20 protein-coding genes are annotated in these 25,495 nt (G+C 72.4%); 6 read left to right on the top strand and 14 right to left on the bottom strand.

The window, feature by feature from the left end:
* Positions 1-16: 16 nt before the first annotated feature.
* On the bottom strand, positions 17-385 hold the full coding sequence (locus AB0K67_RS16980; RefSeq protein ID WP_364060149.1) for a DUF3499 domain-containing protein: 369 nt from the start codon (positions 383-385) through the stop codon (positions 17-19).
* Positions 386-753: 368 nt separating this feature from the next.
* On the opposite strand from AB0K67_RS16980, the gene AB0K67_RS16975 reads away from it, so the two are divergent.
* Positions 754-1,113, top strand: coding sequence for a metallopeptidase family protein (locus AB0K67_RS16975; RefSeq protein WP_364060146.1), 360 nt, complete (start codon positions 754-756; stop codon positions 1,111-1,113).
* A 440-nt stretch (positions 1,114-1,553) separates the two neighbouring features.
* On the opposite strand, the gene AB0K67_RS16970 is transcribed toward AB0K67_RS16975, so the two are convergent.
* The 4 genes from AB0K67_RS16970 to AB0K67_RS16955 form a co-directional block, all read right to left on the bottom strand.
* Positions 1,554-2,858 (bottom strand): DUF5719 family protein, encoded by a 1,305-nt coding sequence (locus tag AB0K67_RS16970; protein ID WP_364060143.1) that lies wholly within the window; start codon positions 2,856-2,858, stop codon positions 1,554-1,556.
* Positions 2,858-5,686 carry a glycosyltransferase family 2 protein gene (locus AB0K67_RS16965; protein ID WP_364060140.1) on the bottom strand — a complete coding sequence of 943 codons (2,829 nt, stop codon included), beginning with the start codon at positions 5,684-5,686 and terminating at the stop codon, positions 2,858-2,860. Before AB0K67_RS16965 ends, AB0K67_RS16970 begins: the two co-directional genes overlap by 1 nt.
* A 128-nt stretch (positions 5,687-5,814) precedes the next feature.
* Positions 5,815-6,075: a WhiB family transcriptional regulator gene (locus AB0K67_RS16960; protein WP_176903063.1), complete on the bottom strand. Its 261-nt coding sequence runs from the start codon at positions 6,073-6,075 to the stop codon at positions 5,815-5,817.
* A gap of 317 nt (positions 6,076-6,392) precedes the next feature.
* Positions 6,393-8,165 carry a hypothetical protein gene (locus AB0K67_RS16955; protein WP_364060137.1) on the bottom strand — a complete coding sequence of 591 codons (1,773 nt, stop codon included), beginning with the start codon at positions 8,163-8,165 and terminating at the stop codon, positions 6,393-6,395.
* A gap of 181 nt (positions 8,166-8,346) precedes the next feature.
* On the opposite strand from AB0K67_RS16955, the gene cofD reads away from it, so the two are divergent.
* Together cofD and AB0K67_RS16945 are read left to right on the top strand one after the other, a co-directional pair.
* Positions 8,347-9,285, top strand: a complete 939-nt coding sequence (cofD, locus tag AB0K67_RS16950; RefSeq protein ID WP_364060134.1) for a 2-phospho-L-lactate transferase — start codon at positions 8,347-8,349, stop codon at positions 9,283-9,285.
* Between the two features lie 61 nt (positions 9,286-9,346).
* A complete protein-coding gene (locus AB0K67_RS16945) occupies positions 9,347-10,624 on the top strand; it encodes a coenzyme F420-0:L-glutamate ligase (protein WP_364060131.1) in 1,278 nt (425 codons plus the stop codon).
* On the opposite strand, the gene AB0K67_RS16940 is transcribed toward AB0K67_RS16945, so the two are convergent.
* From AB0K67_RS16940 to AB0K67_RS16910, 7 genes are all read right to left on the bottom strand, one after another.
* Positions 10,614-12,371, bottom strand: coding sequence for a substrate-binding and VWA domain-containing protein (locus tag AB0K67_RS16940; RefSeq protein ID WP_364060129.1), 1,758 nt, complete (start codon positions 12,369-12,371; stop codon positions 10,614-10,616). The genes AB0K67_RS16945 and AB0K67_RS16940 overlap by 11 nt on opposite strands.
* Before the next feature lie 128 nt (positions 12,372-12,499).
* A complete protein-coding gene (locus tag AB0K67_RS16935) occupies positions 12,500-15,046 on the bottom strand; it encodes a bifunctional FO biosynthesis protein CofGH (protein WP_364060126.1) in 2,547 nt (848 codons plus the stop codon).
* A gap of 50 nt (positions 15,047-15,096) precedes the next feature.
* The gene (locus AB0K67_RS16930; RefSeq protein ID WP_364060123.1) at positions 15,097-15,993 is read right to left on the bottom strand and encodes a DNA-3-methyladenine glycosylase 2 family protein; all 897 of its coding nucleotides are present in this window, start codon (positions 15,991-15,993) and stop codon (positions 15,097-15,099) included.
* A 31-nt stretch (positions 15,994-16,024) separates the two neighbouring features.
* Positions 16,025-17,116 carry an NDP-sugar synthase gene (locus tag AB0K67_RS16925; protein WP_364061359.1) on the bottom strand — a complete coding sequence of 364 codons (1,092 nt, stop codon included), beginning with the start codon at positions 17,114-17,116 and terminating at the stop codon, positions 16,025-16,027.
* 20 nt (positions 17,117-17,136) lie between these two features.
* Complete coding sequence (locus tag AB0K67_RS16920) at positions 17,137-18,252, bottom strand: glycosyltransferase family 1 protein (RefSeq protein WP_364060120.1); 1,116 nt, start codon at positions 18,250-18,252, stop codon at positions 17,137-17,139.
* Between the two features lie 94 nt (positions 18,253-18,346).
* Complete coding sequence (locus tag AB0K67_RS16915) at positions 18,347-19,252, bottom strand: lysylphosphatidylglycerol synthase transmembrane domain-containing protein (RefSeq protein WP_364060117.1); 906 nt, start codon at positions 19,250-19,252, stop codon at positions 18,347-18,349.
* Positions 19,249-20,088 carry a methyltransferase domain-containing protein gene (locus tag AB0K67_RS16910; protein ID WP_364060114.1) on the bottom strand — a complete coding sequence of 280 codons (840 nt, stop codon included), beginning with the start codon at positions 20,086-20,088 and terminating at the stop codon, positions 19,249-19,251. The genes AB0K67_RS16915 and AB0K67_RS16910 overlap by 4 nt, the downstream gene beginning before the upstream one ends.
* Positions 20,089-20,181: 93 nt before the next feature.
* Between AB0K67_RS16910 and AB0K67_RS16905 the strand changes: the two genes are divergently transcribed.
* The 3 genes from AB0K67_RS16905 to AB0K67_RS16895 all read left to right on the top strand — a co-directional run bounded on the left by AB0K67_RS16905 (position 20,182) and on the right by AB0K67_RS16895 (position 23,580).
* Positions 20,182-21,345 (top strand): SPFH domain-containing protein, encoded by a 1,164-nt coding sequence (locus tag AB0K67_RS16905; RefSeq protein WP_364060111.1) that lies wholly within the window; start codon positions 20,182-20,184, stop codon positions 21,343-21,345.
* Positions 21,346-21,534: 189 nt separating this feature from the next.
* On the top strand, positions 21,535-22,611 hold the full coding sequence (locus AB0K67_RS16900; RefSeq protein ID WP_364060108.1) for a hypothetical protein: 1,077 nt from the start codon (positions 21,535-21,537) through the stop codon (positions 22,609-22,611).
* A gap of 9 nt (positions 22,612-22,620) precedes the next feature.
* Positions 22,621-23,580 carry a lysylphosphatidylglycerol synthase transmembrane domain-containing protein gene (locus AB0K67_RS16895; RefSeq protein WP_364060105.1) on the top strand — a complete coding sequence of 320 codons (960 nt, stop codon included), beginning with the start codon at positions 22,621-22,623 and terminating at the stop codon, positions 23,578-23,580.
* Here the strand turns inward: AB0K67_RS16895 and AB0K67_RS16890 are convergent.
* On the bottom strand, positions 23,481-24,542 hold the full coding sequence (locus tag AB0K67_RS16890) for a glycosyltransferase family 4 protein (protein WP_364061356.1): 1,062 nt from the start codon (positions 24,540-24,542) through the stop codon (positions 23,481-23,483). The genes AB0K67_RS16895 and AB0K67_RS16890 overlap by 100 nt on opposite strands.
* Before the next feature lie 2 nt (positions 24,543-24,544).
* Positions 24,545-25,474 (bottom strand): glycosyltransferase family 2 protein, encoded by a 930-nt coding sequence (locus tag AB0K67_RS16885; RefSeq protein WP_364060102.1) that lies wholly within the window; start codon positions 25,472-25,474, stop codon positions 24,545-24,547.
* Positions 25,475-25,495 lie beyond the last annotated feature (21 nt).

Genomic DNA, 25,495 nt, shown 5'->3' with positions numbered 1-25,495 from the left:
GCCTTACAGAAGGAGCCTACCGGTCACGGTGCTGCTGGGCCGATCTCAGAACGCGCAGGTGCCCGCGGCGGCCGACCTCGACGCCCTGGCCGACCGGCTCACCGCTGCCGGACGACGTCGGGCGCGCGGCCTCCCTGACCGCGTTGGCCAGCGCTTCGAGATCGTCGGAGCTGGGCGAGGCGCCGTCGGTGGGCAACCGCACCACCTCCCAGCCGCGGGGGGCGGTCAGTCGCTCGGCGTGTTCGGCGCACAGGTCATAACAGTGTGGCTCCGCGTACGTCGCCAGGGGGCCGAGGACAGCGGTCGAGTCGGCGTATACGTACGTGAGCGTGAAGACGGCAGGCTGACTGCAAGCGGTGCGGGAACAGCGGCGGACGGGGCTCACGGAGGGACCGTATCCGGTAAGAGTGCGCGGCGCCACTACCTGAGCGCTCTTAACGAGCGTGTCGCCACAATTCGGACACCTGTCGCAGCGTTTCCACCCACATGCCCCGAGACCTCCGTCCCTTTGACCGCGCTTCCATTCCCGCCTTTCCCCGCGAGGTCACCGGCTCAATCCTACCGTTCCGATCTTCGTGGAAGATCACATTTCTGCCACTTCACACCCCGCCTTTCGGACACCCGGTGACCGCTGTCCGGGCATCCGCGTGACGTCCCCGTACACTGACACACGTGACTCACAAGCGCGGTCCCAGACGGCGCGATCGCCACGGTCGCGGGCTCCGCGGCCCGCTCGCCCCCTCCCACATTCCCATGGCCAAATCCCGCAGCGAGCGCTTCGACGACCTCGTGCTCGACGCCGTCGACCGGCTGCGGCCCCGGTGGGAGCGGCAGCTGTCGGCGGTGGAGTTCGCGGTGGAGGAGGTGCCCCCGCTGAGCGAGCTCGGCGACGGCCCAGGGCTCGACTCCGACCCCGTACCCTTCGGCCGGGCCGACGCGGCCACCGGCCACTCGCCGGCGTCCATCGTGGTCTACCGGCGGCCCCTGGAGGCCAGGGCGCGCGACCGCGACACGCTGGGCGCGATGGTCCACGACACCGTGGTCGAACAGGTCGCCTCGCTCCTCGGCCTCGCCCCCGAGACCGTGGACCCGGGCTACGACGACCGCCGCTGACCCCCGCAGACGGTCTTCGCGTAACCGGGTGTCGCGGTTCGTCACGGTGTGCGATGCTGGGTGCATGTTCCGTCACTTGCGCAGGCGAGTCAGGCGCGGCGAACATCGCTTCTACTACAAGCCCAGCTCTCGCCGCCGGTGGCACAGGGCCGAGACGGAGGACTTCCCGGCGGGCCCGCTGTTCGACCCCGAGGAGAAGCTGTGGCGGGTCGCGTGGTGGGGCGACGGCTGGGGCGTGTGGCCCGGCGACGCCGACCCCCTGACCACCCCGCCCACCTACAGCACGCGCAACCCTCGCGGCGACTACACCGCGGTCGGCTACTGGGCCTGCGGCGTCGTCCCCTGCCACCCGAAGCTGCACGTGTCCTGCTCGCACCGAGGCGGCCCGTCCGCCTCTTCAGGTGACCTGCGTTCCGCCGGGCCGATACGCGTGTCGCCCGCTACGGAAGGACCACGCGCGGGGTGTCCTGCAACGGCGGGAGGAGGGTCCACGTGCGGGCGGGGGCGAGGGGTTGGGTGGTCAGCATGACGCCGTCCCTGCGGCGTTCCTCCAGCAGGCGGGCACCGTAGACCTCGCCTGACACGGGTGTGACCACCACCGCGAAGTCGCCCTTGGCCTTGAGGCGCACGTCCCGCGTACGCCCGGCGGGCACCGCCACCTCGTACGGCTCCCCCGCCGCCCCCTTGTCGGGCACGACCTGGACGCGCACCTTGCCGGGCCCGCCGAGCGCGGTGAGGAGCAGGCGGGCGCCGGTGGTGTTGCGGGCGACGGCGCTGCCGAGGGCGAGCGAGGGGGTGCCGGCCGTGTAGGCGACGTCGGGCTTGGAGCCGGTGCCGATGGAGACGGCTCCGGCGACGATGGGGACCGGCGAGGTGAGGACGAGCGCGGCGGACGAGCCGGCGACGCCGGTGGTGATGTCGAGCGCGGTGACGGTGCCGGCGGGCACGTCGAGGGTCTCGCGGCCTTTCATCGCGTACTCGGCGTCCTCGCTGACGGCCTTGATCTGCACGGTGGCGTCGGTCTCGCCGGGTGCGGCGACGAGGAGCCTGCGCAGGCCGCCGCCCTTGGGGATGCCGGGGACGACGACGCGGGTGGCGGGGGCGCCGGCCGCGGGCAGCCAGTCCACGCCGCCGCTCTCCAGGACGGTCCTGGCGGCGACGGCCACCCGTCCGAAGGAGGTGGTGACGCTGACCGCCATCACGTCGGCCGACGGTGCGAGCGTCTTGAGGTCGATCTCGCGGTGCTTGCCGGGGGCGATCTCCAGGCCGATCCCGGCGTCTCCGGAGACGAGCCCTTCGGCGGCGAACACCTGCACGTCCACCATGGCAGGCGCCTTGTCGGCGTTGATGAGGTGCAGGCGCACGTCGGCGTCGGCGGGGCCGGGGCCGAGCAGCCAGGTGGCGGGGGCGGGCTCGGTGCAGCGGACGCCGGCCAGGCCGCGGGCCGATCCGCTGGTGGCGCGGGTGACGTAGCCGGCCTCCAGCCCGCCGGGGCCTTTGGTGACGTACGGGGCGTCCTTCTCCATGGTCTCGCTGCTGAGCGAGCCGGGCAGGTAGACGTCCACGCGGCGGCCCTTGTCGCCGGGGCACACGGTGGTGACGGACTCGACGGCGACCTTCGTGGGTCCTGTGGGCGGGGGCGGCAGCGGGGCGGGCCTGGTGACGTACGCGATGCCGTACATGGCGGCCAGAGCGACCACGACGAGCGTGAGCAGGCCGAACCGGTTCTCGATGAACGCCTTCATCACGCCCCCGCCAAGGCCACGGCGCCGGGCTCGGCGCTTTCCTCCTGCCGCCGGCCGGGGGCCGCGAGGAGGGCCACGACCAGCACCATCGCGCCCTGCGCGTACAGCCACATGGTGTGCCAGACGCCGACGGGCTGGACGGGCACCCGGGTCACCGGCTCGGCCAGCCGCCATAGACCGCCGCCGTCCTTCGACAGGCTCATGCGCTCGAGTGACGGCTGCGAGTCGAGCGTCGCGGCGAGTTCGGCGGGTACGGGCGGCGCGACGGCGACCATGCCGACGCCGAGCTGGCCGAGCGTGGCCGCATCGCCGCCCCGGCCGCCGACCAGTCCGCGTACGGCGTTCGCCAGGCGGGCGCGCTCCTGCGAGGCGGTGGGCAGCTCGGACTCGCCGAGCAGCGGCCCGCGCCCGTGCAGCACGGTGAACGACGAGCCCTTGAGCACGACGGTGCGCTCGCCGTTCGCGGTACGGGCGGCCGCCAGGGCGGGCATGACGTCGGGGGCGTCGCCGACGAGCGGCCCGCGTACGCCGGTGGCGACCCAGAACCCGGCGGCGAGCAGCGGCGTGCTGAACGCCACGGCCGCGATCGCGACCGCGCCGAGCCGCCGCAGCCCGCCCGAGGCGCGCAGCTCGGGCAGCCGGTGCGCGGTCAGCCCGACGAGCACGACGAGACCGGTCCCCGCGAACGCCAGCGGCACCCCGGGCCACACCCGCGCCCCCTCGACGGTGATCCGGCTGACCAGGATGGCGGCGAGCACCCCGTACAGGGCGACGCCCCAGCCGATGGCGACGATCATCCGCTGGCGGCGCATGAGCAGCGCGGCCAGCGCGGTGACGACGAGCCCGGCCGTCACCCAGAACGGCGGCAGCCCGGGGCCTCCTGGGCTGAGCGCCAGCAGCGACTCGGGGGCGAGCGTCTGATCGACCAGCGCGGGATCGTGCAGCCCGGCCTCCAGCAGCAGCCTGCCGGGGTCGGTCACCAGGCTCGCCAGCCAGGGCAGCAGCAGGGCGGGCGGTACGGCGAGAGCGATGATCATCGAGACTCCCGCGCCGCCTCCCTTGCGCGGGCCGCGCGTCCGTACGGCACCCCCGAAGGCCACCGCGCCGAGCACGCCGAGCACCGCGAACAGCGGGTACACCAGGGGGACGAACGCGGTGCCGACCGCCAGCCATAACCCGAGCGCCCATGCGGCCCGCCGCGCCCTGCGCCGGTCGGCGGCGAGCAGGACGACGCCGAGCAGCCACGCGTACAGGGGGACGAGCACGAACACCACGGCCGTGCCCAGCCGTCCCGCCGCTATCGCGCCGGTGGCGACGGGCAGCAGCGCGTACGTGGCCGCCGCCCACGCCCGAGCGGGCACACCGGGGATGACATGGCGGGTGGCCAGGTACGCGGTCGCCCCGGCCAGTGGCACCGAGCCGAGCAGCAGCACCGACACCGCCAGCCAGGTCTTGCCGAAGAACAGCGTGGACAGGGCGGCGATCACGGCCACGTACGGCGGCGCGGGGTCGGTCGAGCCGAGCCCGATGTCGTGGAACCCCTCGGTGTAGAAGTCCCACAGGTCGCGGGCACCGCCGATGACGGGGACCAGCGCGCCGCCGCCGAGCCGTTCGCCGCCGAGCAGGGAGCGCTCGGCCGCCAGCGTGACCAGGGTGAGTCCGATCATGAGGATGACGCCGGGACGGCCGATGAAGCGCTGGAAGGCGCCGGTGTCGGGCGGCGGCGCGAGCTCCTGCTCGGCGTCGGGGTCGGTGGCGATGTGGTGGCGTCCTGCCGCGTCGACGGGGGCCTGCCCGGCGAGGAAGCTCTGCACCATGTCGACGAGCCGGCGGTAGGCGGCGCCCGGCGGCGTCAGGAACCACTTGATGCGCCGGTACCCCTTCCTGCGGCCCTGGCGGCGTGCCCGCCGCGCCCGCAGCAGGCGTCCGGGATGGCCCAGCACCGATCCGAGCGCGAGCACCTCGTCGAGGGCGTTCGCGGGCTGCTTGCTGACGATGAACAGCAGCGTGCGCACGGCCGAGCCGAGCACGTTCCGCAGCAGCGCCCAGAGCATCGCGCGGAACGGCAGGTTCGCCATCACCACGAAGATCGCGTTGCGCCGGTCGAGGCGGCGCGGGTGGTCGCCGCTGACCGTGATGCGCCGCCGCCTGCGGGCCGCCGCCTCGGCGTGCCAGGCCACTGCGGAGGTGACGACGAGCACCTTGTGCCCGGCGTTGCGGACCCGCCAGCACAGGTCGAGGTCGTCGCGGAAGATCGGCAGGAACGGGTCGAGCCCGCCCACGCGCTCCCAGACCTCGCGCTTGATGAGCATGCCCGCCGTGGAGACCGACAGCGTCTCGCGCGTGCCGTCGTGCTGTCCCTGGTCGAACTCCAGCGGTTCGAGACCGGTGTCCCTGCGCCCGGTGCGGCCCACGGTGACGCCGAGCTCCAGCAGCCGGCGGCGGTGCAGCCAGTCGCGCAGCTTGGGGCCGAGCACGGCGGCCTTCGGATCCTGCGCGGCGGCGGTGAGCAGCTCCTCCAGCGCGCGCCTGTCGGGTGCGCAGTCGTCGTGGAGCAGCCAGATCCACTCCTCGCGCCCTGCGGGCGGCAGCTTCTCCAGCACCTCGGCGACCGACTCGCCGAAACTCGTCGAACGCGGCAGGGAGAGCACGTTGCCGGGGCCGAGCGCCTGGGCGAGCAGGTCGGCCGAGCCGTCCCTGCTGCCGTTGTCGACGCCGACCACGCGGTCCGGCCTGCGGCTCTGGTTGATCAGCGCACGCAGTGTCTCCCCCAGCCAGCGCGCGCCGTCGTGTGCGACGACGATCACGGTGACGTAGGGACGTGACATCGGTGAGCTCCTGGGGGGATGATCAGGCGCGCCCACCATACAGTGACAAGCGGTTCAAGAGATGCGAAAAGGGTCACACGGCTCTCCGCGTGACCCTCTCCCCCCTTGTGTCTCTCTGCTACGGCCTGTCACACGGCCTGGCGCTTGATCCGGCGGCGCTCCCGCTCGGACAGCCCGCCCCAGATGCCGAAGCGCTCATCATGCTCGAGTGCGTACTCCAGGCACTCGGCACGGACCTCGCACGATCGGCAGACCTTCTTGGCCTCTCTGGTGGAGCCGCCCTTCTCCGGGAAGAACGCCTCCGGATCCGTCTGCGCGCACAAGGCGCGCTCCTGCCAGCCGAGTTCTTCAGCGTCAAGCTGTTCCTGTGCGATGACCGGATCGGTCACTGCACACCTCCCTGCCGCCCGCCCGCAATGGAGCCCCCCATGGACGCCTTCCTTATTACCCACCCACGGGAAGGCGTAACAACATGGTTGTAATTACACGCGTGTGCGCTACGCGGCGTCAAGCGGCATGCAGGTATCCGGGGAAAGACCAGATCTCGCCCCGGTGTGCTCGGCATGTCATGTTCGAGCCCGGCCTGACAGCCTGTGCATGGCGTCGTCCTGGCTCGTGCAACACTCTCAGCGGTCGGAACCGTACCAGGGCGGGATAGACGCCCGCCTGCGGCCCACCTTCTCTCTAGTCGTTCATTGCCGGTCCGTTACCTGCGTGGCTCGTTGGGGGTGTATATGGCGGTCGGGTCGATCGGGTCGTCCCCCGGCATGCGCTGGGCGCCGAAGCCGCCGGCCTGCTGGAACCCGTCGAGGCGCATCGTCGAGTCCGCGGGCGCGCTCCCCCACTGCTGGGGGCCGGGGGCGGGCTGCTGCGGGGCCTGGTGGGTGGCGTGGTACTGGCCCTGCTGCGGCTCGTACCCGTGCTGCGGCTGCTGGGGGTGGCCGAAGGGGTCGTCGTACGGGCGGGCCTGCTGGCCGCCGAAGTCGGGGACGGGCTGGTTGCCGGCGTTCGACTGGTAGGTCTCCGCCTGCTGGTAGGCGTCCATGAGCTGCTGGGAGCGCGGGTCCACGGGCTCCTGGTAGGCGGGCTGGACGAACTCGGCGCCCGAGTAGCCGGTGAACGGCTGACCAGCCTGCTGCGCCTGCTGGGCCTGGTCGAAGGCGTTCTGTCCCTGGTACTGCTGCTGGCCGAACGGCTGCTGCTCCTGGTACGAGCCGCCGGGCGCGGTGTCGGCCGGGGCGTAGGCCTGGTCGTTCGCGGCGGGCGCGTACGGGCTCGGCTGCTCGGGCTGCGGAGCATACGGGCTCTGGCCCGGCTGGTTGTAGACGTTCGGCTGGCTGTCGGCCGGGACGTACGGGGCGGGGGTGTACTCACCGGCCGGCGGGTTCGCCGGTGCCGTGTCCGCCGGAGCGTAGGACTGCTGCTCGAAGCCCTGGGAGGCGAAGGGCTCAGGCTGCTGCTGGTCCGACGGCGCGGCGGGCAGGGCGCCTCTGATCTGCGGGGCCGCCTGCTGCTCAGGCTGCCCGGCGGAGCTCGGGGGCTGCGGGCTGTAGCCCGGGGTGGAAGGAGGCTGCGGGCTGTAGCCCGGGGTGGAAGGAGGCTGCTGGCCGTAGCCGGGGGTGGAAGGAGCCTGCTGGCCGTAGCCGGGGGTGGAAGGAGACTGCTGGCCATAGCCGGACTGGGGGCCGGGGACCGGCTGGGCGGGCTGGCCCGGCTGGGAGGGCTGGCCGGGCTGTGCGGGTTGGTCCGTCTGCTGGCCGCTCATCGGCTGCTGGCCGTAGCCGGGCTGCTGGCCCGACGGGGGCTGCTGATCGTACGCGGCGGCCTGCCCCTGGTCCTGCGGCCCGCCGTGACCGGGCTGCTGGCCGCTCATCGGCTGCTGGCCGTAGCCGGGGTCCTGGGGGCCGCCGAAGCCGGGCTGCTGGGGGAAGCCTGCCTGGCCGGGACCCGCAGGACCCTGAGCCTGGCCGGGCTGGCCGTACGGCTGCTGGTCGAAGAACCCGGGCTGCGGGCCGCCGAACTGGCCGTGGTAGACCTGCGCGGCCGGACGCTGGGGAAGCACCTGCGGCAGGAGGTAGACCAGCGCGATGACGGTCAGAGCGAGGCTCGTAAGACCGCTGAGCAGGAACTCGATGGCCTCGCGCCCGCTGGCGTCGGCGAACAGCCCGCCGACGAACGCCACCAGACCGAACAGCGCCGCGAGGCCCAGACCGGCCACCGCGCCGTACGTGATGGGCTTGGCCTTGGGCGACGGCTCGCCGCCGATCTTGGTCACCAGGAGCACGGACCCGAGCAGCAGCGCCGTCACCACCGGGTTGGTCAGGCTCGACTGGAAGGCGGCGGCGCGGTCGGCGAACGACGACAGCGCCGAGGTGCCGACCAGGATGTGGCCGATCGCCAGCAACACCCTGATCAATCCGCCTACGAGCATGATCCAGGCGGCCGGCTCCCTCAGCCGGGCTACATCAAGTTTGCTCACAAGTACCCCCAACGGACCCATTGGTCCGAAGGGAGTTTGCCACATCACTGACTCGTATGCCGGGAGTCACAGAAAGCACTTCTCTATCAAATCGGCCAATACCTCGATATATACGGTTAACCGCGCCCGCAAATCCGGTCCCGGAGCAGCCTCGTCAGCGGCCGATGGAAGACTGGTGCGCATGCACATCGTGTCCCTCGCCGGCGGCATCGGCGGCGCCCGGTTCCTGCGCGGCCTGCGCGCCGCCGCGCCCGACGCCTCGATCACCGTCATCGGTAACACGGGTGACGACATCACCCTGTTCGGCCTGCGGGTCTGCCCCGATCTCGACACCGTCATGTACACGCTGGGCGGCGGCATCGACGAAGAGCAGGGCTGGGGCCGGGCCAAGGAGACCCACGTCGTCAAGGAGGAGCTGGCCGCGTACGGCGTCGAGCCGCAGTGGTTCGGCCTCGGCGACCGCGACTTCGCCACCCACATCGTGCGCTCGCAGATGCTGGAGGCCGGCTACCCGCTCTCGCAGATCACCGAGGCGCTCTGCGCCCGCTGGCAACCCGGCGTGCGGCTGCTGCCGATGACCGACGACCGCTGCGAGACGCATGTCGTGATCGAGGACGAGCGCGGCAGGCGCGCGATCCACTTCCAGGAGTGGTGGGTACGCCTGCGCGCCTCGGTGCCCGCCAAGTCGTTCGCGCTGGTCGGGGTCGACACCGCCAAGCCCGCGCCGGGCGTGCTCGAGGCCATCGAGGAGGCCGACGTGGTGGTGCTGCCGCCGTCCAACCCGGTGGTGAGCATCGGCACGATCCTCCAGATCCCCGGCATCCGCGAGGCGCTGCTGCCCAAGACCGTCGTCGGCGTCTCGCCGATCATCGGCGGCGCGCCGGTGCGCGGCATGGCCGATGCGTGCCTGACCGCCATCGGCGTCGAGACGACCGCGCAGGCCGTGCTGGAGCTGTACGGCTCCGAGCTGATCGACGGCTGGCTGGTCGCCGAGGAGGACGCCGGGGTCGCGCTCGACGGCGTCAAGGTCGTCGCCAGGCCGATCCTCATGCACGACGCCGGCGCCGCCGCCGACATCGCGCGTTCCGCCCTCGACCTCGCCAAGGAGCTGGCCCGATGACGTCCCGCCCTGCGACGGCCCGCCAGAAGACCGCCCGGCACCCGACCCAGGAGGCCGCCCGATGACCACGACTCCCCAGCACGTCGAAGTGATCGCCGTGACCGGCCTCGGCGAGGTGCGTCCCGGCGACGACGTGGCGGCGCTGCTCGCCGGCGCCGGCGTACGCGACGGTGACATCGTCGTGGTCACGTCGAAGATCGTGAGCAAGGCGGAGGGCCGGGTACGGCACGCGCCCGACCGCACCCAGGCGATCGCCGAGGAGACCGCGCGCGTGGTCGCGCGGCGCGGCGACACCGTGATCACGCAGACCCGCCACGGCTTCGTGATGGCCGCGGCCGGGGTCGACGCCTCCAACACCGAACCCGGGACGGTGCTGCTGCTGCCCGAAGACCCCGACGCCTCGGCCAGGCGCATCAGGGCGGGGCTCGGCCGCCGGGTCGGGGTGATCGTCTCCGACACGTTCGGGCGACCGTGGCGCAACGGGCTGACCGACGTGGCGATCGGGGTGGCCGGGCTGCGCCCGCTCGACGACTACCGCGGCCGCTCCGACGCGTACGGCAACCAGTTGAGCGCCACGGTCACGGCGCTGGCCGACGAGATCGCGAGCGCCGCCGAGCTGGTCAAGGGCAAGCTCGACGGCGTCCCCGTGGCGATCGTGCGCGGGCTCGCCCACCTGGTGACCGACGACGACGGCCCCGGGGCGAAGCCGCTGGTGCGCCCGGCCGACGAGGACCTGTTCCGCTACGGCTCGCGCGACGTCGTGTTCGCCCGCAGGACGATCAGGGAGTTCTCCGACGAGCCCGTCGATCCCGCGGCGGTGCGCAGGGCGGTCGCGGCGGGCATCGCGGCGCCCGCGCCGCACCACACGACGCCGTGGCGGTTCGTGCTGCTGGAGTCGCCGGAGACCCGGACGAAGCTGCTGGACGCCATGCGCGAGGCGTGGATCGCCGACCTGCGCGGCGACGGCTTCTCCGAGGAGTCGATCGCCAAGCGGATCAAGCGCGGCGACGTGCTGCGCAACGCGCCCTACCTGGTCGTGCCCTGCCTGGTCATGGACGGCTCCCACACCTACCGCGACGACCGGCGCAACGCCTCCGAGCGGGAGATGTTCGTGGTGGCGACGGGCGCCGGGGTGCAGAACTTCCTCATCCAGCTCGCCGTCGAGGGGCTGGGCTCGGCGTGGGTGTCGTCCACGATGTTCTGCCGTCCTGTGGTGCGCGAGGTGCTCGACCTGCCCGCCTCGTGGGACCCGATGGGCTGCGTGGCCGTCGGCCATGCCGCCGCGCCGCCCCGCGACCGCGCGCCGCGCGACCCGGACGACTTCATCCTCACTCGCTGACCGCGGGTTCGCAGGTGGGGTGGCACAGGCGGCGGGCGAGCGCGGAGAGGAACACGTCGATGATCTCGCCCGGCTCCTGCGCCTCGTGCAGCGAGCCGTTCGTGGCCGCGACGATCTTCGCCAGCCCGTCGCGGTCCACGCCCTTGCCGAAGGCGATGACGATGATCTGCACCGGCCGGTCGGGGTCCCATTCGCGCTGGAGCCGGTCGAGCAGCTCGGGCAGCTTGATGCCGGTGCCGTCGTCCCGGCCCGCGGTGATGACCAGCAGCGAGTTGTTCATCTCCTCCCGGTAGTCGCTGGTCACCTTGCGGAAACCGCTGAGCACCGCGTCGTACAGGGAGCTGTCGCGGCGCGGATGCGCCTTGATCGTGCCGGTCAGCTCGTCGAGCCTGCCTCTGCGGACGACCTGGCCCTCCTCGGGCTCGTTGATCGCACCCAGGCCGACGAGCCGCCGGTAGCCCTTGATGCCGCCGATCCCGTCGGCGAACTCCCACAGCCCCATGTGCGTGGAGTCGGGGAAGAGCCGCAGCCCGATCTTCGCCGCGTCGAGCGCGACGTCCAGCCGGGTGCGGCCGTTCAGCCGCTCGGCCATGTGCTTGGAGGTGTCGGTCAGCACGAGGATGTTCGTCGCGGGCGCGAGGCGGCTCCAGGCACGCAGGGCCTCGTCGATGTCCTCGGGCGTCACCGACTCTCTGGTGAGCGGCGCCGCGGCAGGGATGTGCGGGCCCGGCGAGATCGGCCCCGACCGGCCGTCGCCCGACCTGAACCCGGCCTTGCGCACGATCTCCTGCGCCTCAGGGCCGCGCAGCCACTCGGCGAACGCGCTCGACGCCTCGGCCACGGCCGGGTCGCCCGCGGTCACGACGTACGGGTAGTCGAGGTTGATCGTGCCCTCGCGCGGGTGCAGCGCCACCACCGGGTCATCCGACGGCCGCAGGTTGTGCTGCCACACGCTCTGCTCGGGCACGATGACGACCGGCCGCCGCCAGAACGTGTGGTCGTCCACGGCGGCCAGCATGCTGCGGTAGTCGGGGGCCGAGCCGGCCTGCGCCCACCGGACGAACGCGGTCAGCGCCTTGTCGGCGTCGGGCCCGGTGCCGACGACGTCCCTGGCGGCGGCCACGGTCGCGATGCCCGCCCCGGCCAGCGAGGGGTCGGGCACGCGTACGACGTCGGGCTCGTCGTCGTTGGGCGTCAGCCGCCCGCGCACGGTCGAGGGGAAGACCATCCGCCAGTTCATCTGCGTGCCGCCTACGGAGAAGCGCCTGGCCAGCGAGGCCCGCGTGGCGAAGACCAGCGGCGAGGTGGCCACCACGCTCTCCTGCGCGGGCAGCGCGCTCGCCCCCTGCCGGCGGGCGAGGCGGATCCAGGCCGACGAGTCGGCGATCCAGCCGTCCGGCCGCTCGCGCAGCACGCCCGCCCGGTCGCCGATGAGCGTGCGCAGGACCGTGGCCGGCGGCTGCTCGGTCACCTGGACGAGCACGCACCGGCCGCCCGCGACCGTCTTGGTCGCGTTGAACCGGTCGGCCGCCTCCATGACGGCGGGCGCGATGTCCACGGCGGCCGCGACATCGACGAGAACAGGCTCTCGCGTACGGCACAGCAGACCGCCGCCGCCGAAGACGACGACGAGGCCGGCCGCGACCATCGCCACGGCCGTCAGCCCCGCCAGCATGCCGCGCCGGAACGCTCTCCTGCGGCGCTGCTCGGGGGACAGCGCGGCGCGGTGCCGACCTAACCGCACCATGAACCTCTCCCGCGAGCCCCTTCCCGCGCCTCGCCGGACGTCCCCTCGGACGCCCGCGACGCCCTTTCCGCGCCTCGCGCTGCGCCCCGTCGGGGGCGCCCGCGAGACATTGGTAGAACATGTTACAGCTAGGCCAGCGGCAGGACCCTTCTGACGCTCGTGCAGACGCCGTCGCTGGCCGCCGCGGCCGCCAGCCGCTCCTCGCTCGGCACGCCGTAGTCGGTGGTGCGCTGCCGCACCGGCCGCCCGGTGACCTCGACCATCGCGCGCAGCTCGCTGATCGTCTTGTACGACCCGTTCTCCGACCCGGCCATCCGGCTGATCGTCTCCTCCATCAGCGTGCCGCCGAGGTCGTTGACCCCGCCCTGCAGCACCTGGCGGCACAGGTCGTCGCGGAGCTTGACCCACGAGCACTGGATGTTGTCGATGGCGCCGTGCAGCAGGATCCTCGCGAGAGCGTGCACGGCGCGGTTCTCCTGCGCGGTGGGCCCGGGCCGCGCCACGCCCGCCAGGTAGATGGGCGCGCTGGTGTGCACGAACGGCAGCAGCACGAACTCCGAGAACCCGCCGGTCTCCTCCTGGATGCTCCGGATGAGCTTGATGTGCTTCACCCAGTGCAGGTGGTTGTCGACGTGCCCGTACATCATGGTCGAGGTGGTGGGGATGCCCACCTTGTGCGCGGTGGTGATGACCTCGATCCACTCCTTGGCCGGCAGCTTGCCCTTGGTGAGCACCCAGCGCACGTCGTCGTCGAGGATCTCGGCCGCGGTGCCGGGCAGCGAGTCGACGCCGGCCTCCTTGGCGGCCTCCAGCCAGTCGCGGATGGACATGTTCGTCCGGCTCGCGCCGTTGATGACCTCCATCGGGGAGAACGCGTGCACGTGCATGTCCGGCGTGCGCTCCTTGACCGCCCTGGCGATGTCGAAGTACGCGGTGCCGGGCAGGTCGGGGTGGATGCCGCCCTGCATGCACACCTCGGTGGCCCCGGCCGCCCACGCCTCCTCGGCCCGGTCGGCGACCTGGTCGAGGCTGAGCGTGTAGGCGTCGGCGTCGGTCCTGCGCTGGGCGAAGGCGCAGAAGCGGCAGCCGGTGTAGCAGACGTTGGTGAAGTTGATGTTGCGGTTGACGACGTAGGTGACGTTGTCGCCCACCGCCTCGCGGCGCAGCGCGTCGGCGATGGCGGCCAGCTCGTCCAGCGCCCCGCCCTCGGCCCCGAGCAGCGCCACGGCCTCGGCGTCGGTCAGCCCGGCCGGGTCGGACTCGGCCTTGCGCAGGGCCTGACGCACGTCGCTCGGCGTGGCGGCGGCGACGGTGCCGAGGCGCTCGCGCAGGGCGTCCCAGTCGCCGTAGACGTGGTCGAAGTCGTCGCGGCGGTCGCTGGTGCGGCCGACGGTGTCCACCTCGACGTGCAGGTCCACCCGGCCGGAGGCGGCGAAGCCGCCGTCGGGCTCCTGCCACGGGCGGCCCTCCGGCACGGCGTCCTCGCGGGCCAGGCCGGTCTCGGGGTCGGCCAGCGCGCTGACGTGGCCGATCAGGCGGGGGTCGAGCCAGGGCTCGCCGGCCCGCACATACTCGGGGTAGATGGTCAGGCGCTCCTTGAGCGTGAACCCGGCCTCCCTGGTACGCGCCGTCAGCTCGTCGATCTGCGGCCACGGCCGCTCCGGGTTGACGTGGTCGGGGGTCAGCGGGGACACGCCGCCCCAGTCGTCGATGCCGGCCCTGATCATCAGCTCGTACTCGGAGTCCACCAGGTTGGGCGGGGCCTGGATGCGGATACGGGGGCCGAGCACGAGCCGGGCCACCGCGATCGTGGCGGCCAGCTCCTGCAGGTCGGCGTCCGGCAGGCCGCGCATCGCGGTGTCGGGCTTGGCGCGGAAGTTCTGCACGATGACCTCCTGGACACCGCCGTACTCCCTGGCCACCTTCCTGATCGCGAAGATCGACTCCGCGCGGTCCTGCACGGTCTCGCCGATGCCGATGAGGATGCCCGTGGTGAACGGCACGTTCGTGCGCCCGGCGTCCTCCAGCACCCGCAGCCGCACCGCCGGGTCCTTGTCGGGCGAGCCGTAGTGCGGCTGCCCCTTCTCCTCGTACAGGCGGCGCGAGGTGGTCTCCAGCATCATCCCCATCGAGGGCGCCACCGGCTTGAGCCGCTGGAAGTCACGCCAGGTCAGCACCCCCGGGTTGAGGTGCGGCAGCAATCCGGTCTCCTCGAGCACCCTGATCGCCATGGCGCGCACGTAGGACAGCGTGTCGTCATAGCCGTGCGCGTCGAGCCACTCCCGAGCCTGGCGCCAGCGGTCCTCCGGGCGGTCGCCCAGCGTGAACAGCGCCTCCTTGCACCCCATCGCCGCCCCCTGCCGGGCGATCTCCAGCACCTCGTCAGGGCTCAGGAACGCCGCCGGCAGCTTGTGCGGCGCGGTCGCGAACGTACAGTAGCCACAACGGTCCCGGCAGAGCCGGGTCAACGGGATGAACACCTTCTTGCTGTAGGTGATGATCCCCTCGCGGCCGGCGGCGCGCAGCCCGGCGTCGCGCACCCGGGAGGCGTGGTCGAGGAGCGTGTCGAGATGCTCGTCACGGGCGTGCAGCAGGACGGTCGCCTCGGTCACATCGAGCGTCTTGCCGTCCCTGGCGCGGGCGAGGGCGCGGCGGAGCGCGGAGTCAGAACTCATAAAGGGCACAGTACGACGGGCTGAGTTCGCCGTACGCACCCAGGGGTGGCTCAGAACGACCGGTAGTCCCGCACCGGCATGCGCGGACCGCGCGCGGGCGGGCGCAGCCCGGTGAGCCAGACCAGCACGGTCGCCCGGTGCCGATGCCCCGCGTACGGCTCAAGCAGCCGCAGCATCCCCTGGTCGTCGGTCTTCTCCCCGGTCAGCGCGTAGCCGACGAGCTTGGCCAGGTGGTAGTCGCCCACGCTGACCGCGTCGGGGTCGCCGAACGCCCGCTGCCGCACCTCGGCCGAGGTCCACACCCCGACGCCGGGCAGCGCCCGCAGCAGCCGGTCGAGCTCCTGCGAGGTGGCCGCGGCCTCCAGCTTGCCGGCGTGCCAGGCGGCGGTGGCGATGGTCCGCGCGCGTACGGCCTCGGCGCCCGCCCGGTGCCAGTGCCAGCTCGGGATCTGCCGCCACACGGCGGGCTCGGGCACGACCCGCATGCCCTCGGGGGCCGGGCCCGGCGCGGGCTCGCCGTAGCGGGCGAGCAGCCAGCGCCAGGACCGCCACGCCTCCCTGCCGACGACCTTCTGCTCCAGCACGGCGGGCACCAGCGCCTCCATGACCCGCCCGGTACGCCCGATGCGCAGCCCCGGATGCTTCCTGGCCGCCTCGGCCAGCACCTCGTGCCGGACGCTGAAGCCCGAGAGGTCGTCGTCGGCGCCGAGCAGCGCGGGCAGCGTCTCCAGCGCCCATCCGGCTCCGGGGCCCCACGCCTGCCCGAGCACGGCGCCGCCCTGCACGCTCACCCGCAGCGTGCAGGGCCCGTCGGGCGTCCTGGACGTACGCCACACCGCGCCGTCGCGGCCTCTGCGCCAGGTGGGATCGCCGCCGCCCCTGCGATGGGGCTCAAGGGCGAGCTGGACGTCGAGCGGCCCGTCCGGCACCCACCTGCGCTCTTTCACGCGTACAGTCTGCCGCCTCCAGGGACTGCGTTCAGACGTCGCTGGAGTAGCGCAGCGCGCGCTCGGGCAGCTCGACGCCGGGCCAGATGCGCACGCCGTGCTGCAGTTCGTTGCCGGGACCCACGATGGCGCCGTCGCCGATGACCGCGTCGCGCACCACCGTGCCGGCGCAGACGCGCGCGCCCTGGCCGACCACGGAGTCGATGACGGATGCGCCCGCCTCGATGACGCAGTCGTCGCTCAGCACCGAGCCCATCACCGTGGCCCCCGCCTCCACCACCGCGCGGGCGCCGACGGCCGTGCCGCCGAGCACCTTGGCGTCGGGCGAGACCCGCGCGCCGTCGAGCGCCAGGTATTGGCCAGGCGGGCCGGGCAGCGCGGGCGAGGACAGCCGCCCGAGCACCAGGTCGCGCGAGCCCTGCACGAAGGCGGCGGGTGTGCCGACGTCGAGCCAGTAGGTGCGGGTGGCGTAGCCGAGCACGAGCCGCCCCGACTCGATGAGGCCGGGGAACGTCTCGCGCTCGACCGACACGACCTCGCCGCGCGGTATGGAGTCGATCACCGACCGGGTGAAGACGTAGCAGCCGGCGTTGATGCGGTTGGTGACGGGGTTGGGCGTCTTCTCCAGGAACGCCGTGACCCGGCCCTCGTCGTCGGTCGGCACGCAGCCGAACCGGCTGGGGTCGACCACTTCTGTCAAATGGAGCGTTACAGCGGCCTCGCGCGCGCGGTGAAGGCGGACCTGCTCGCCGATGTCGTGCCCGGACAGGATGTCGCCGTTGAGTACGAGCACCGGATCATCGGGACCGGAGGTGAGCGCCTCGGCGGCGTTGCGGATCGCCCCGCCGGTGCCGAGCGGCGTCTCCTCCGTTATGTACTCGAGCGAGAGCCCGAAAGCCGACCCGTCGCCGAAGGCCGGCTCGAACATGGACGCCTTGTACGAGGTCGCGAACACGATGCGGCGCACGCCGAACGATCGTGCGCGCGCCAGCTGGTGGGCCAGGAACGGCACCCCGGCGGTCGGCAGCAGCGGCTTCGGCGTGCCCAGTGTCAGCGGACGCAGGCGCGTGCCCTGCCCCCCGACCAGGAGGATCGCCTCGAGGTCTGGCAAAGAGCTCTCCATCACTCCGTGAGGTTACCGAACTATTCGATCGCGCGTTGATAAGAGCTGAGATGCGCTTCCGCCGAGGCGTCCCAGGTGAACTCGCGGGCCCGCGCCAGGCCGGCTTCGCTGAGCTGCCGCCTGCGTTCGGGGGACGACAGGAGCTGGCCGAGCGCGTCGGCGATGCTGTCGGCGTCCGGCTCGGTGTAGGCCACCGCGTCGCCGCCGACCTCGGGCAATGACGTGCGGTGCGTCGTCAGCACCGGCGCGCCGCAGGCCATCGCTTCGAGCACCGGCAGCCCGAACCCCTCGCCGCGCGAGGGGAAGGCGACGACGAGCGCGCCGCCGAGGAAGCCGGGCAGCTCGGGCGCGCTGAGGTAGCCGGGCCTGACCACTCTGACCGTGGCCTCCACCTCGCGGCAGGCGGCGTCCACGTCGTCCTCGTGCACGCCGCCGCCGATCACCAGCGCCGGCGGCTTGTCCAGCCGCTTGACGGCGGCGGCGAAACCGCGGATGAGGTTGGGGACGTTCTTGCGGGGGTCGAGCGCGCCCAGGAACGCCACGTACGGCTGGCCGTGCAGCCCGCAGCGCGTGGCGGCCCGCTTGATCTCCTCCTCGGTCGGCGGGTGGAACTGCGTCATGTCCACGCCGTGGTAGGCGACGTCGATGCGGGTGGGGTCGGCGTCCAGCACCCGGATCAGCTCGTCCCTGGTGGCCTTGGACGGCACGATGATGCGCCGGGCGTGGCGTACGGCGGTGCGGGTGGCGGAGCGGAAGAAGGACGCGCGCGGGCTGTGCTGGTCGGGCTCGGTGAACCAGGTGACGTCGTGCACGGTCACCACGGTCGGCACGCCCGAGCCGAGCGGGATGGAGTAGTAGGGGGCGTGGATGACGTCGGCGCCGGCCTTGCGGGCGAGCAGCGGCAGGCCGGTCTGCTCCCACGCGAGCCTGGCGGCCCTGTTGGCGATGGCGACGGGCCCGGGGATGACTTCAGCGGACGGAGCCAGGCGGCGGTAGCGCTCGGCCTCCGTGCGCTGGCAGACGACGGACAGCTGCGCACCGGCCCGATCGAGCGCGGCCACGAGCCCGTCCACGTACCTGATCAGCGCTCCGCGGTCCGCGGGTACCGCGGCCGCATCGACGAGCACACGAGGCATACGAAGATCTTCTCCCCTCAAGATCAACGCGGGACCGGGCGTCCCCCTCTGAAATTTCAGCTTATGACCAGCCTCCCCTAAATCGTGGGCCAAATCACACTGAGTCGCGACGCGCCGCGATTCCCGCGGTGCCCGCGCAGATGAGGTCGCCGGCGATGATCACGACGCGGGAGGCGAGGGCCACCGCGATCGCCGAGCCGCGGTCGAGCTGGGGAGCGAGCACCGCGACCATGGCGACCTCCCTGACGCCCGCGCCCGCGGGGATCACGAAGGTGAGGATGCCGAGGCACCACGACAGCGCGAACGCGCCGATGGCGAAGAGCAGGCCGCCCTGCGGGACGACGAAGTAGAGATGGACGCCGTAGGCCACCCAGCCGGCCAGCGCCCAGCCGAGCGCGGTGAGCATGCCGCGCCTGGTCAGCGGGCGTTCGAGCGGCTCGCGGCGCAGCTTGCGCAGGGCGAAGCCGATCACCGCGTTGACGACCTTGGGCTCCAGCGCCACGAGCAGCACGGGGATGAACAGCAGCAGCCAGCCGAACCTGTCCCAGCCGAGCGTGACGAGCGTGACCAGCAGGCCGGTGGCGAGCTGGATGGGCATCATCAGAAAGAACGCCGCGGCGCTGCGGGTGCGCGGCACGCCGAGGTCGCGGCCCATCTCCATCTGGGCGAGCACCGGCCAGACCGTGCCGGGGATGTACTTGCCGAGCTGGCCGACGAAGAACACCTTCGCGGCCGGGCGTACCGGCAGCGGCGAGCCGAGGTCGGACAGCAGCGTGCGCCAGGTCAGCATGGCTCCGAGCAGGGCGGCGACGACCGCGACCAGCGAGCCGCCGAGCGCCGGGGGCGACATCCTGGCGAAGCCGGCGACGACGGCGTCCCACTCCCTGATCACCGCCCAGGCGCCGAAGCCGAGCGCGATCGCCAGGAAGCCGTATCTCACCAGACGGCGAGCCGGCGAGCGGCGGGGCACGGCCTCGGAAGCGGCCTCGTCGGTGGTCACAGCGGCCGCACTCGCTCGGGCGGCTGCGGCAGGTGCGCGCCGATCGGCTTGCGCGCCCGCTTGGTGGCCACCCACAGGTATGTCGGCACGAGGGGCAGAAGCAGCCTGAGCACCCCGCGCGGCGTGTGCGCGAGCACGGCCCTGACCACCTTGCCGAGCAGGCCGGGGAACAGCTCGCCGCCCGCGAACCTCTCCGGCGTGGCCAGCACTGGGATCGTGTAGTCCCACACGTGGAAGGCGCGCAGCATCTTCCGCAGCCCGCGCCGGGTCCTGAACCGCTCGTAGTAGTGGTCGGCCCGGCCGAAGGCGCGCACGTAGCGGTCGGCGAGCGCGGGCGGCAGGTAGGACAGGAACGGCAGCTTGTAGTGCGGCTCCATGATGCCGAGCCGGTTGCCGAGCCCGAGGTAGAGCACGCCGTCGTCGGACAGCACCCGGTGCATCTCGGCCACCACCGCGTCGGGGTCGACGACGTGCTCGTAGATGTGGTTGAACACCAGCACGTCGATCGAGTTGTCGGGGAACGGCAGCGCCGTGCCGTCGCCGCAGACGAACGCCACCCGGTCGCCGAACCGGTCGGCCGCCTTGCGCAGCCCCGGCACGTCGATGTCGATGCCCAGGGTGTGCTTCGCGCCCGCCTGAGCCAGCTCGTCGGCGATGAAGCCGGCCGAGCAGCCGACGTCGCCCACGGTGCGCCCGTGGAGCGGCCCGTAGAAATGCTCCAGGACGGCGATGATCTTCGCCGCCTTCCGCCGCCGCTTCGCCTCGTCGAGCATGGCGGACTGGAACTCGGAGTATTCGAGCTGCGCGACCCGTTGCTTCACCCGTTGTCTGACCACGACTCCCAACCGTACCGACCTCCGCGCCCCTTCGACGTCAAACGGCTTTGGTACGGTGGCCGACCCAGCGGAACGCTGACGAATGGGGGCACAGTGGCGCTTTTCGACAAGATCCGCGGCGAGTTCATCGACATCGTCGAATGGCTGGACGACAGCCGCGACACCCTCGTCTGGCGCTTCCCCCGGTACGACAACGAGATCAAGATGGGCGCCCGGCTCATCGTGCGCGAGTCGCAGGTCGCCGTCTTCGTCAACGAGGGCCGCATCGCGGACGCGTTCGCGCCCGGCACGTACACGCTGGAGACGCGGAACCTGCCGGTGCTGTCCACGCTGAAGGGCTGGAAGCACGGCTTCCACTCCCCCTTCAAGGCCGAGGTGTACTTCGTCAGCACCCGGCAGTTCGCCGACTTCAAGTGGGGCACGCGCAACCCGATCATCGTGCGCGACCCCGAGTTCGGGCCGGTGCGGCTGCGGGCGTTCGGCGCGTACTCGGCCAGGGTGACCGACGCCCGCGCGCTGCTGCGCGAGCTGGCCGGGACCGACCCGCAGTTCCGCACCGAGGAGGTGGAGGGCTACCTGCGGCAGATGGTCGTCGGCCGGCTCGCTCACGCGCTCGCCACCGCCGGCGTGCCGCTGCTCGACCTCGCCGCCGGGCAGCACGAGATCAGCCGGCGGATCGCGCGGGCGCTGACCGAGGACCTCGCCGGGGTGGGCCTGTCGATCCCCGCCTTCACCATCGAGAACATCTCGCTGCCGCCCGAGGTGGAGCAGGCGCTCGACAAGCGCTCCCAGATGGGCATCGTGGGGGATCTCGGCGAGTACGCCCGCTTCCAGGCGGCCGGCGCGCTGGACGGCGCGGCCGGTACCGGCGAGGGCGTGGGGCTCGGGATCGGCATGGGCATGGGGGCGGCCGCCGGTCAGCACCTCGCCGCCGCACTCCAGCCCCAAGCCCCGCACGGCCGGCAAGCGCCTCAGCCCGCGCCGCCGCAGGCACCTCAGGCTGCCCCGCCGCAGGCGGCGCAGCCCGTCCCGCCTCACCCGCCTCAGGACGTCCCGCCGCCGCTGCCGCGGACCTGGTACCTCGGGGTGGGCGGCGAGCAGCGCGGCCCGTACGCGGAGAAGGACCTGAGGGCGGCCGGGCTGACCGCCGACACGCTCGTGTGGACGTCCGGCATGCCCCAGTGGCTGCCCGCCCGCGACGTGCCCGAGCTGGCCGCGCTCCTGCGCGACACCCCGCCCCCGCTCCCGCCCGCCTGACCAGGACTCCGCAGACCCGCGCAGGCGGCCGGGAGCCGATCAGGAGCGCGGCGCCCGGCCGCGGACCCGCAGACCGGCGCCCGGCCGCGGACCCGCAGACCAGAGCCCGACCAGGAGCCCCGACCAGGAGCCCCGACCAGGAGCCCCGACCAGGAGCCCAGACCAGGAGCCCAGACCAGGAGCACAGCAATGTCCTCGCCCACCCAGACGCCCGCCCATCCGTGCCAGGGGTGCGGCGCGAGCGTGGAGTACACCCCAGGGACTCTCGCGCTGCGCTGCCCGTACTGCGGCTTCGAGCAGCGGATCGCGCCGCCCGCGCGGCCAGTCCGCGAGTTCTCCTACGACGCCTTCCTGGCCAAGCCGCGCGTCCGCGCGCTCGCGCCCAACAGGTTCACCTGTCCCGGCTGCGGCGCGCGCACCGAGAGCGACGCGCTGTCGCGGGCCTGCCAGTTCTGCGGCACTCCCCTGGTGGCGGACACGGCGGGCGGCGACCAGATCGCGCCCGAGGCGGTGCTGCCGTTCGCGCTCGACAGGAACGGCGCCAGGCAGGCCCTGCGTACGTGGGTGCGCAGCCGCTGGTTCGCCCCGAGCCGGCTGAAGAAGGTCTCCGAGGCGGAGACCATGAAGAGCACGTACCTGCCGCACTGGACGTACGACGCCCGCACGGTCTCCGACTACACCGGCCGGCGCGGCGAGCACTACTACGTCACCACCACCCACACCGACTCCAACGGCCGCACGACCACCCGCCGCGAGCGGCGCACCCGCTGGTATCCGGCGCGCGGCCGGGTGGCCCGGGACTTCGACGACGTGCTGGTCCCCGCCACCCGGAGGCTCCCCGCCGACCGCCTCGGCAAGCTGCAGCCGTGGCCGCTGAAGCAGGCGCTGCCGTACGAGCCCGCGTACGTGGCCGGGCACCACAGCCTGCGCTACGACGTCGAGCCGCAGACGGGCATGGAGCAGGCGAAGGGGATCATGGCCAAGGTCATCGAGGCGGACTGCCGGCGCGACATCGGCGGCGACGTTCAGCAGGTGCACCGGGTGGACACGCACTATTCGGACGTCACGTTCAAGCTGGTGCTGCTGCCGGTGTGGGTGGGCAACTACCTGTTCGGCGGCAAGACGTACCAGGTGCTCATCAACGGCGTGAGCGGGGAGGTGCAGGGCGAGCGGCCGTACAGCGTGGTGAAGATCGTCGCGGCGGTGACGGCCGCGCTGGCGCTCGTCGCCTGCGTCGTCTGGCTTTACCAGACGTACCGCGCGTAACCTGGCCTGATGCTCCGCCGACTGCTGCGCATCTATCTCGCTCTGGTCGCGCTCGCTTTCCTCGGCTACGGGATCGCCTCCAACTGGCAGGAGACCAGCGCCGCACTGTCGCGCATGTCGCCGTGGGCCGTGGCCGGCGCGTTCGGCTCCGTGCTGCTCGGTCAGTTCTTCATGCTGGTGGCCTGGCGGGAGATCCTCGCGGGGCTGGGCACGCGGCTGCCGCTGCCGATCGCCGGGCGGATCATGTTCGTGGGCCAGCTCGGGAAGTACATCCCGGGCGCGGTGTGGGCGTACGCGGCGATGATGGACCTCGGCCGCGACCACGGCAGCCCGCCGCGCCGCACGTTCGCCACGATCTCGCTCGGCCTGGTGATCAACCTCGGGGTGGCGATCTCGATCGCGGCGGCCACGCTCGGCACGCAGGAGGCGGTGCGGCAGGCGTGGTACCTCGTGCTGCTGGTGCCGGTCATCATCGTCTGCCTGCACCCGAAGGTGCTGACCTGGGGCCTCAACCTGGCGCTGCGGGTCGCGCGCAGGGAGCCGCTGGAGAACGCACTGCCCGGCCGTACGGTGCTGGTGGCGGTGGGCTGGACGGCGCTCGGCTGGATCGTCTACGGCCTGCACATCTGGCTCGTCGCGGGCCGCACCGACCTCTACGTGATCGCCACCGGCGCCTACGCGTTCGCCTGGGCAACCGGCATCCTGGCCGTCGTGATCCCGGCCGGGGTCGGCATCAGGGAGGGCGCCCTGGTGCTGGTGCTGGGGCCGCTCATCGGCACGCCCGCGGCGCTCGCGGTGGCGATCGTGTCGCGGGTGGCGTTCACGCTGGCCGACGCCGCGCTGGCGGGGCTGTTCATGCTCCTCGGCCGTCAGGCGGCGAGCAAGGCCCCCGCGTACGCCGACCAGAACGGCTCGGGATCGACCGCCTTGACCCCCGACCGCAACCTCTCGGGCTCGCCCGAGGCGTAGAACCGCTCGATCGCCTCGCGCAGCGCGCCCACGTCGTTGGGCTCGACCAGCAGGCCGTCCACGCCGTCGGTGATGTGCTCGGCCAGCGCGCCCACCCGGGTGGCGATCACCGGCACGCCGTGCTCGTGGCCGAGCCAGACGTTCTGGCTCGCCGTGGCGCTGCGGTAGGGCAGCACGAGCGCGTCGGCGGTGGCGAACAGCTTCGGCACCTCGCTCGCCGCGACGTAGCCGGGCCGCAGGTCCACCCGGTCGCCGATGCCCAGCTCGGCGATCAGCGCCTTCGTCTCGTCGAGCCCGCCCCAGAACTCCCCCGCCACGGTGAGCGAGATGCCCTCGGGCAGCGCCCGCAGCAGCAGGTCGAGCCCCTTGTACGGGCGCACGATGCCGAAGAACAGCAGCCTGCGGTGCACCTCCTGCGAGCGCTCCGCCGTCGTGGACGGCAGGTGCGGCGGCAGCCCGGCCACGCTGACCGGCGTGGCGGCGAGCCCGCGCGCCAGCTCCGCCTGCTGATCGGAGTGGGCGAGCACGCCGTCGACCCGGCCGAGCAGCGCCTTCATCAGCGGCTCGTCGTAGAACTTGCGCTCGTGCGGCAGCACGTTGTGGCAGAGCGCGACCGTGCGGGCGCGGCGCTTGAGGCCGTACAGGATGCCCAGGTAGGCGGGCACCTGCACCGGGCTGAGCACGGCGAGCACGACCAGGTCCGCCGAGCGCAGCCGCCGCCCGGCGGCCACCCATCCGTCGGGCCGCCGCCAGTCGAGCCTGCGCAGCGTCCTGTCGTACGGGGTGCCCTCGGGCTCGGAGATCGTCTGCTGCCCCGGGTAGAGGAACGACGGGTATTGGGCGCGCCAGGACTCGATCACCACGTCGTGGCCGAGCGCCGACAGCCGGTGCGCCAGCTCCGTGGTGTGCTGGGCCCCGCCGCCCTTGTACGGGTAGGTCGGCCCGATGATCGCGATGCGCACGGTCACTCGCCCCGCGAGCGCACGATCAGGTCGGCGAGCAGCGCCACGGACCCGATCAGCATGCCCGAAAGGAAGATCATGACGGTGTTGGCGGGGAAGTAGAACGGGTGCTGGATCATGTCCCAGACGCCCTTGACGAACCCGATGCCGACCAGCCACAGCGCCGGCGGCATGAGCACCTTGAGCGGGTTGAAGTACATGATCATCCGCAGCACCTGGAGGATGTAGCGGTAGGCGTCGGAGACGAAGCTGAACTTCGACTTGCCGGCCCGCTTGGAGTATTCGGTCGGCAGGTAGTAGATGTCGTGCTGGTTCATCAGGAACGACAGCGTGATCGTCGTGACGCACGAGAACCCGGGGGGCAGCAGCCGCAGGTAGGGCCGCGCCACCTCTTTGCGGAAGGCCCGCAGGCCGGAGTTGAGGTCGGGGATCTTCTGGCCCGCCAGCATCTCCGCGATCTTGCGGATCACCCACTTGGCCGGCACGCGCAGCAGCTTGTGTGAGCCCTCCTCGCTGGTGCGCGCCCCGACCACCTGGTCGATCGACGGGTCCTTCTCCAAAATCTGCACCAGCTCGGGGATGCGCTCGTTGGCGTAGGACATGTCGGCGTCGGTCCACACCACGATCTCGCCCCTGGCCTCCTGCGTGCCGATGCGCCGCACGGTGCCGGAGCCGCCGTTGCGGTGGAAGGCGCGCACGCGCAGGTGCGGATAGTCGGGTGCGGCCTCCTTCAGCCGCGCCAGAGTCTCGTCGGTGGAGCAGTCGTCGATGGCGACGAGCTCGTACGTGTAGCCGCTCGAGTCCATCGCCTTGGTGATGCGCTCCACCTCGTCGATGACGTGGTCCTGCTCGTTGTAGCAGGGCAGGACGATCGTGACGTACGGCGCTTCTTCCACGGCGGTTCCACTCTTGGGGGTCTCTGGCGTGCTCACGGGGGTCGAGGTTACTCTGCC

It is taken from the genome of Nonomuraea sp. NPDC052634 (assembly GCF_040678535.1).
Classification (GTDB): domain Bacteria; phylum Actinomycetota; class Actinomycetes; order Streptosporangiales; family Streptosporangiaceae; genus Nonomuraea; species Nonomuraea fastidiosa.
This window is presented reverse-complemented; position numbering and strand designations above follow the sequence as displayed.

What these genes read in the sequence shown, in the direction of transcription:
- AB0K67_RS16975 (WP_364060146.1), top strand. Translation starts at nt 754, where the DNA reads ATGGCCAAATCCCGCAGCGAGCGCTTCGACGACCTCGTGCTCGACGCC.
- AB0K67_RS16970 (WP_364060143.1), bottom strand. Translation starts at nt 2,858, where the DNA reads ATGAAGGCGTTCATCGAGAACCGGTTCGGCCTGCTCACGCTCGTCGTG.
- AB0K67_RS16965 (WP_364060140.1), bottom strand. Translation starts at nt 5,686, where the DNA reads ATGTCACGTCCCTACGTCACCGTGATCGTCGTCGCACACGACGGCGCG.
- cofD (WP_364060134.1), top strand. Translation starts at nt 8,347, where the DNA reads ATGCACATCGTGTCCCTCGCCGGCGGCATCGGCGGCGCCCGGTTCCTG.
- AB0K67_RS16945 (WP_364060131.1), top strand. Translation starts at nt 9,347, where the DNA reads ATGACCACGACTCCCCAGCACGTCGAAGTGATCGCCGTGACCGGCCTC.
- AB0K67_RS16940 (WP_364060129.1), bottom strand. Translation starts at nt 12,371, where the DNA reads ATGGTGCGGTTAGGTCGGCACCGCGCCGCGCTGTCCCCCGAGCAGCGC.
- AB0K67_RS16935 (WP_364060126.1), bottom strand. Translation starts at nt 15,046, where the DNA reads ATGAGTTCTGACTCCGCGCTCCGCCGCGCCCTCGCCCGCGCCAGGGAC.
- AB0K67_RS16925 (WP_364061359.1), bottom strand. Translation starts at nt 17,116, where the DNA reads ATGGAGAGCTCTTTGCCAGACCTCGAGGCGATCCTCCTGGTCGGGGGG.
- AB0K67_RS16920 (WP_364060120.1), bottom strand. Translation starts at nt 18,252, where the DNA reads ATGCCTCGTGTGCTCGTCGATGCGGCCGCGGTACCCGCGGACCGCGGA.
- AB0K67_RS16900 (WP_364060108.1), top strand. Translation starts at nt 21,535, where the DNA reads ATGTCCTCGCCCACCCAGACGCCCGCCCATCCGTGCCAGGGGTGCGGC.
- AB0K67_RS16895 (WP_364060105.1), top strand. Translation starts at nt 22,621, where the DNA reads ATGCTCCGCCGACTGCTGCGCATCTATCTCGCTCTGGTCGCGCTCGCT.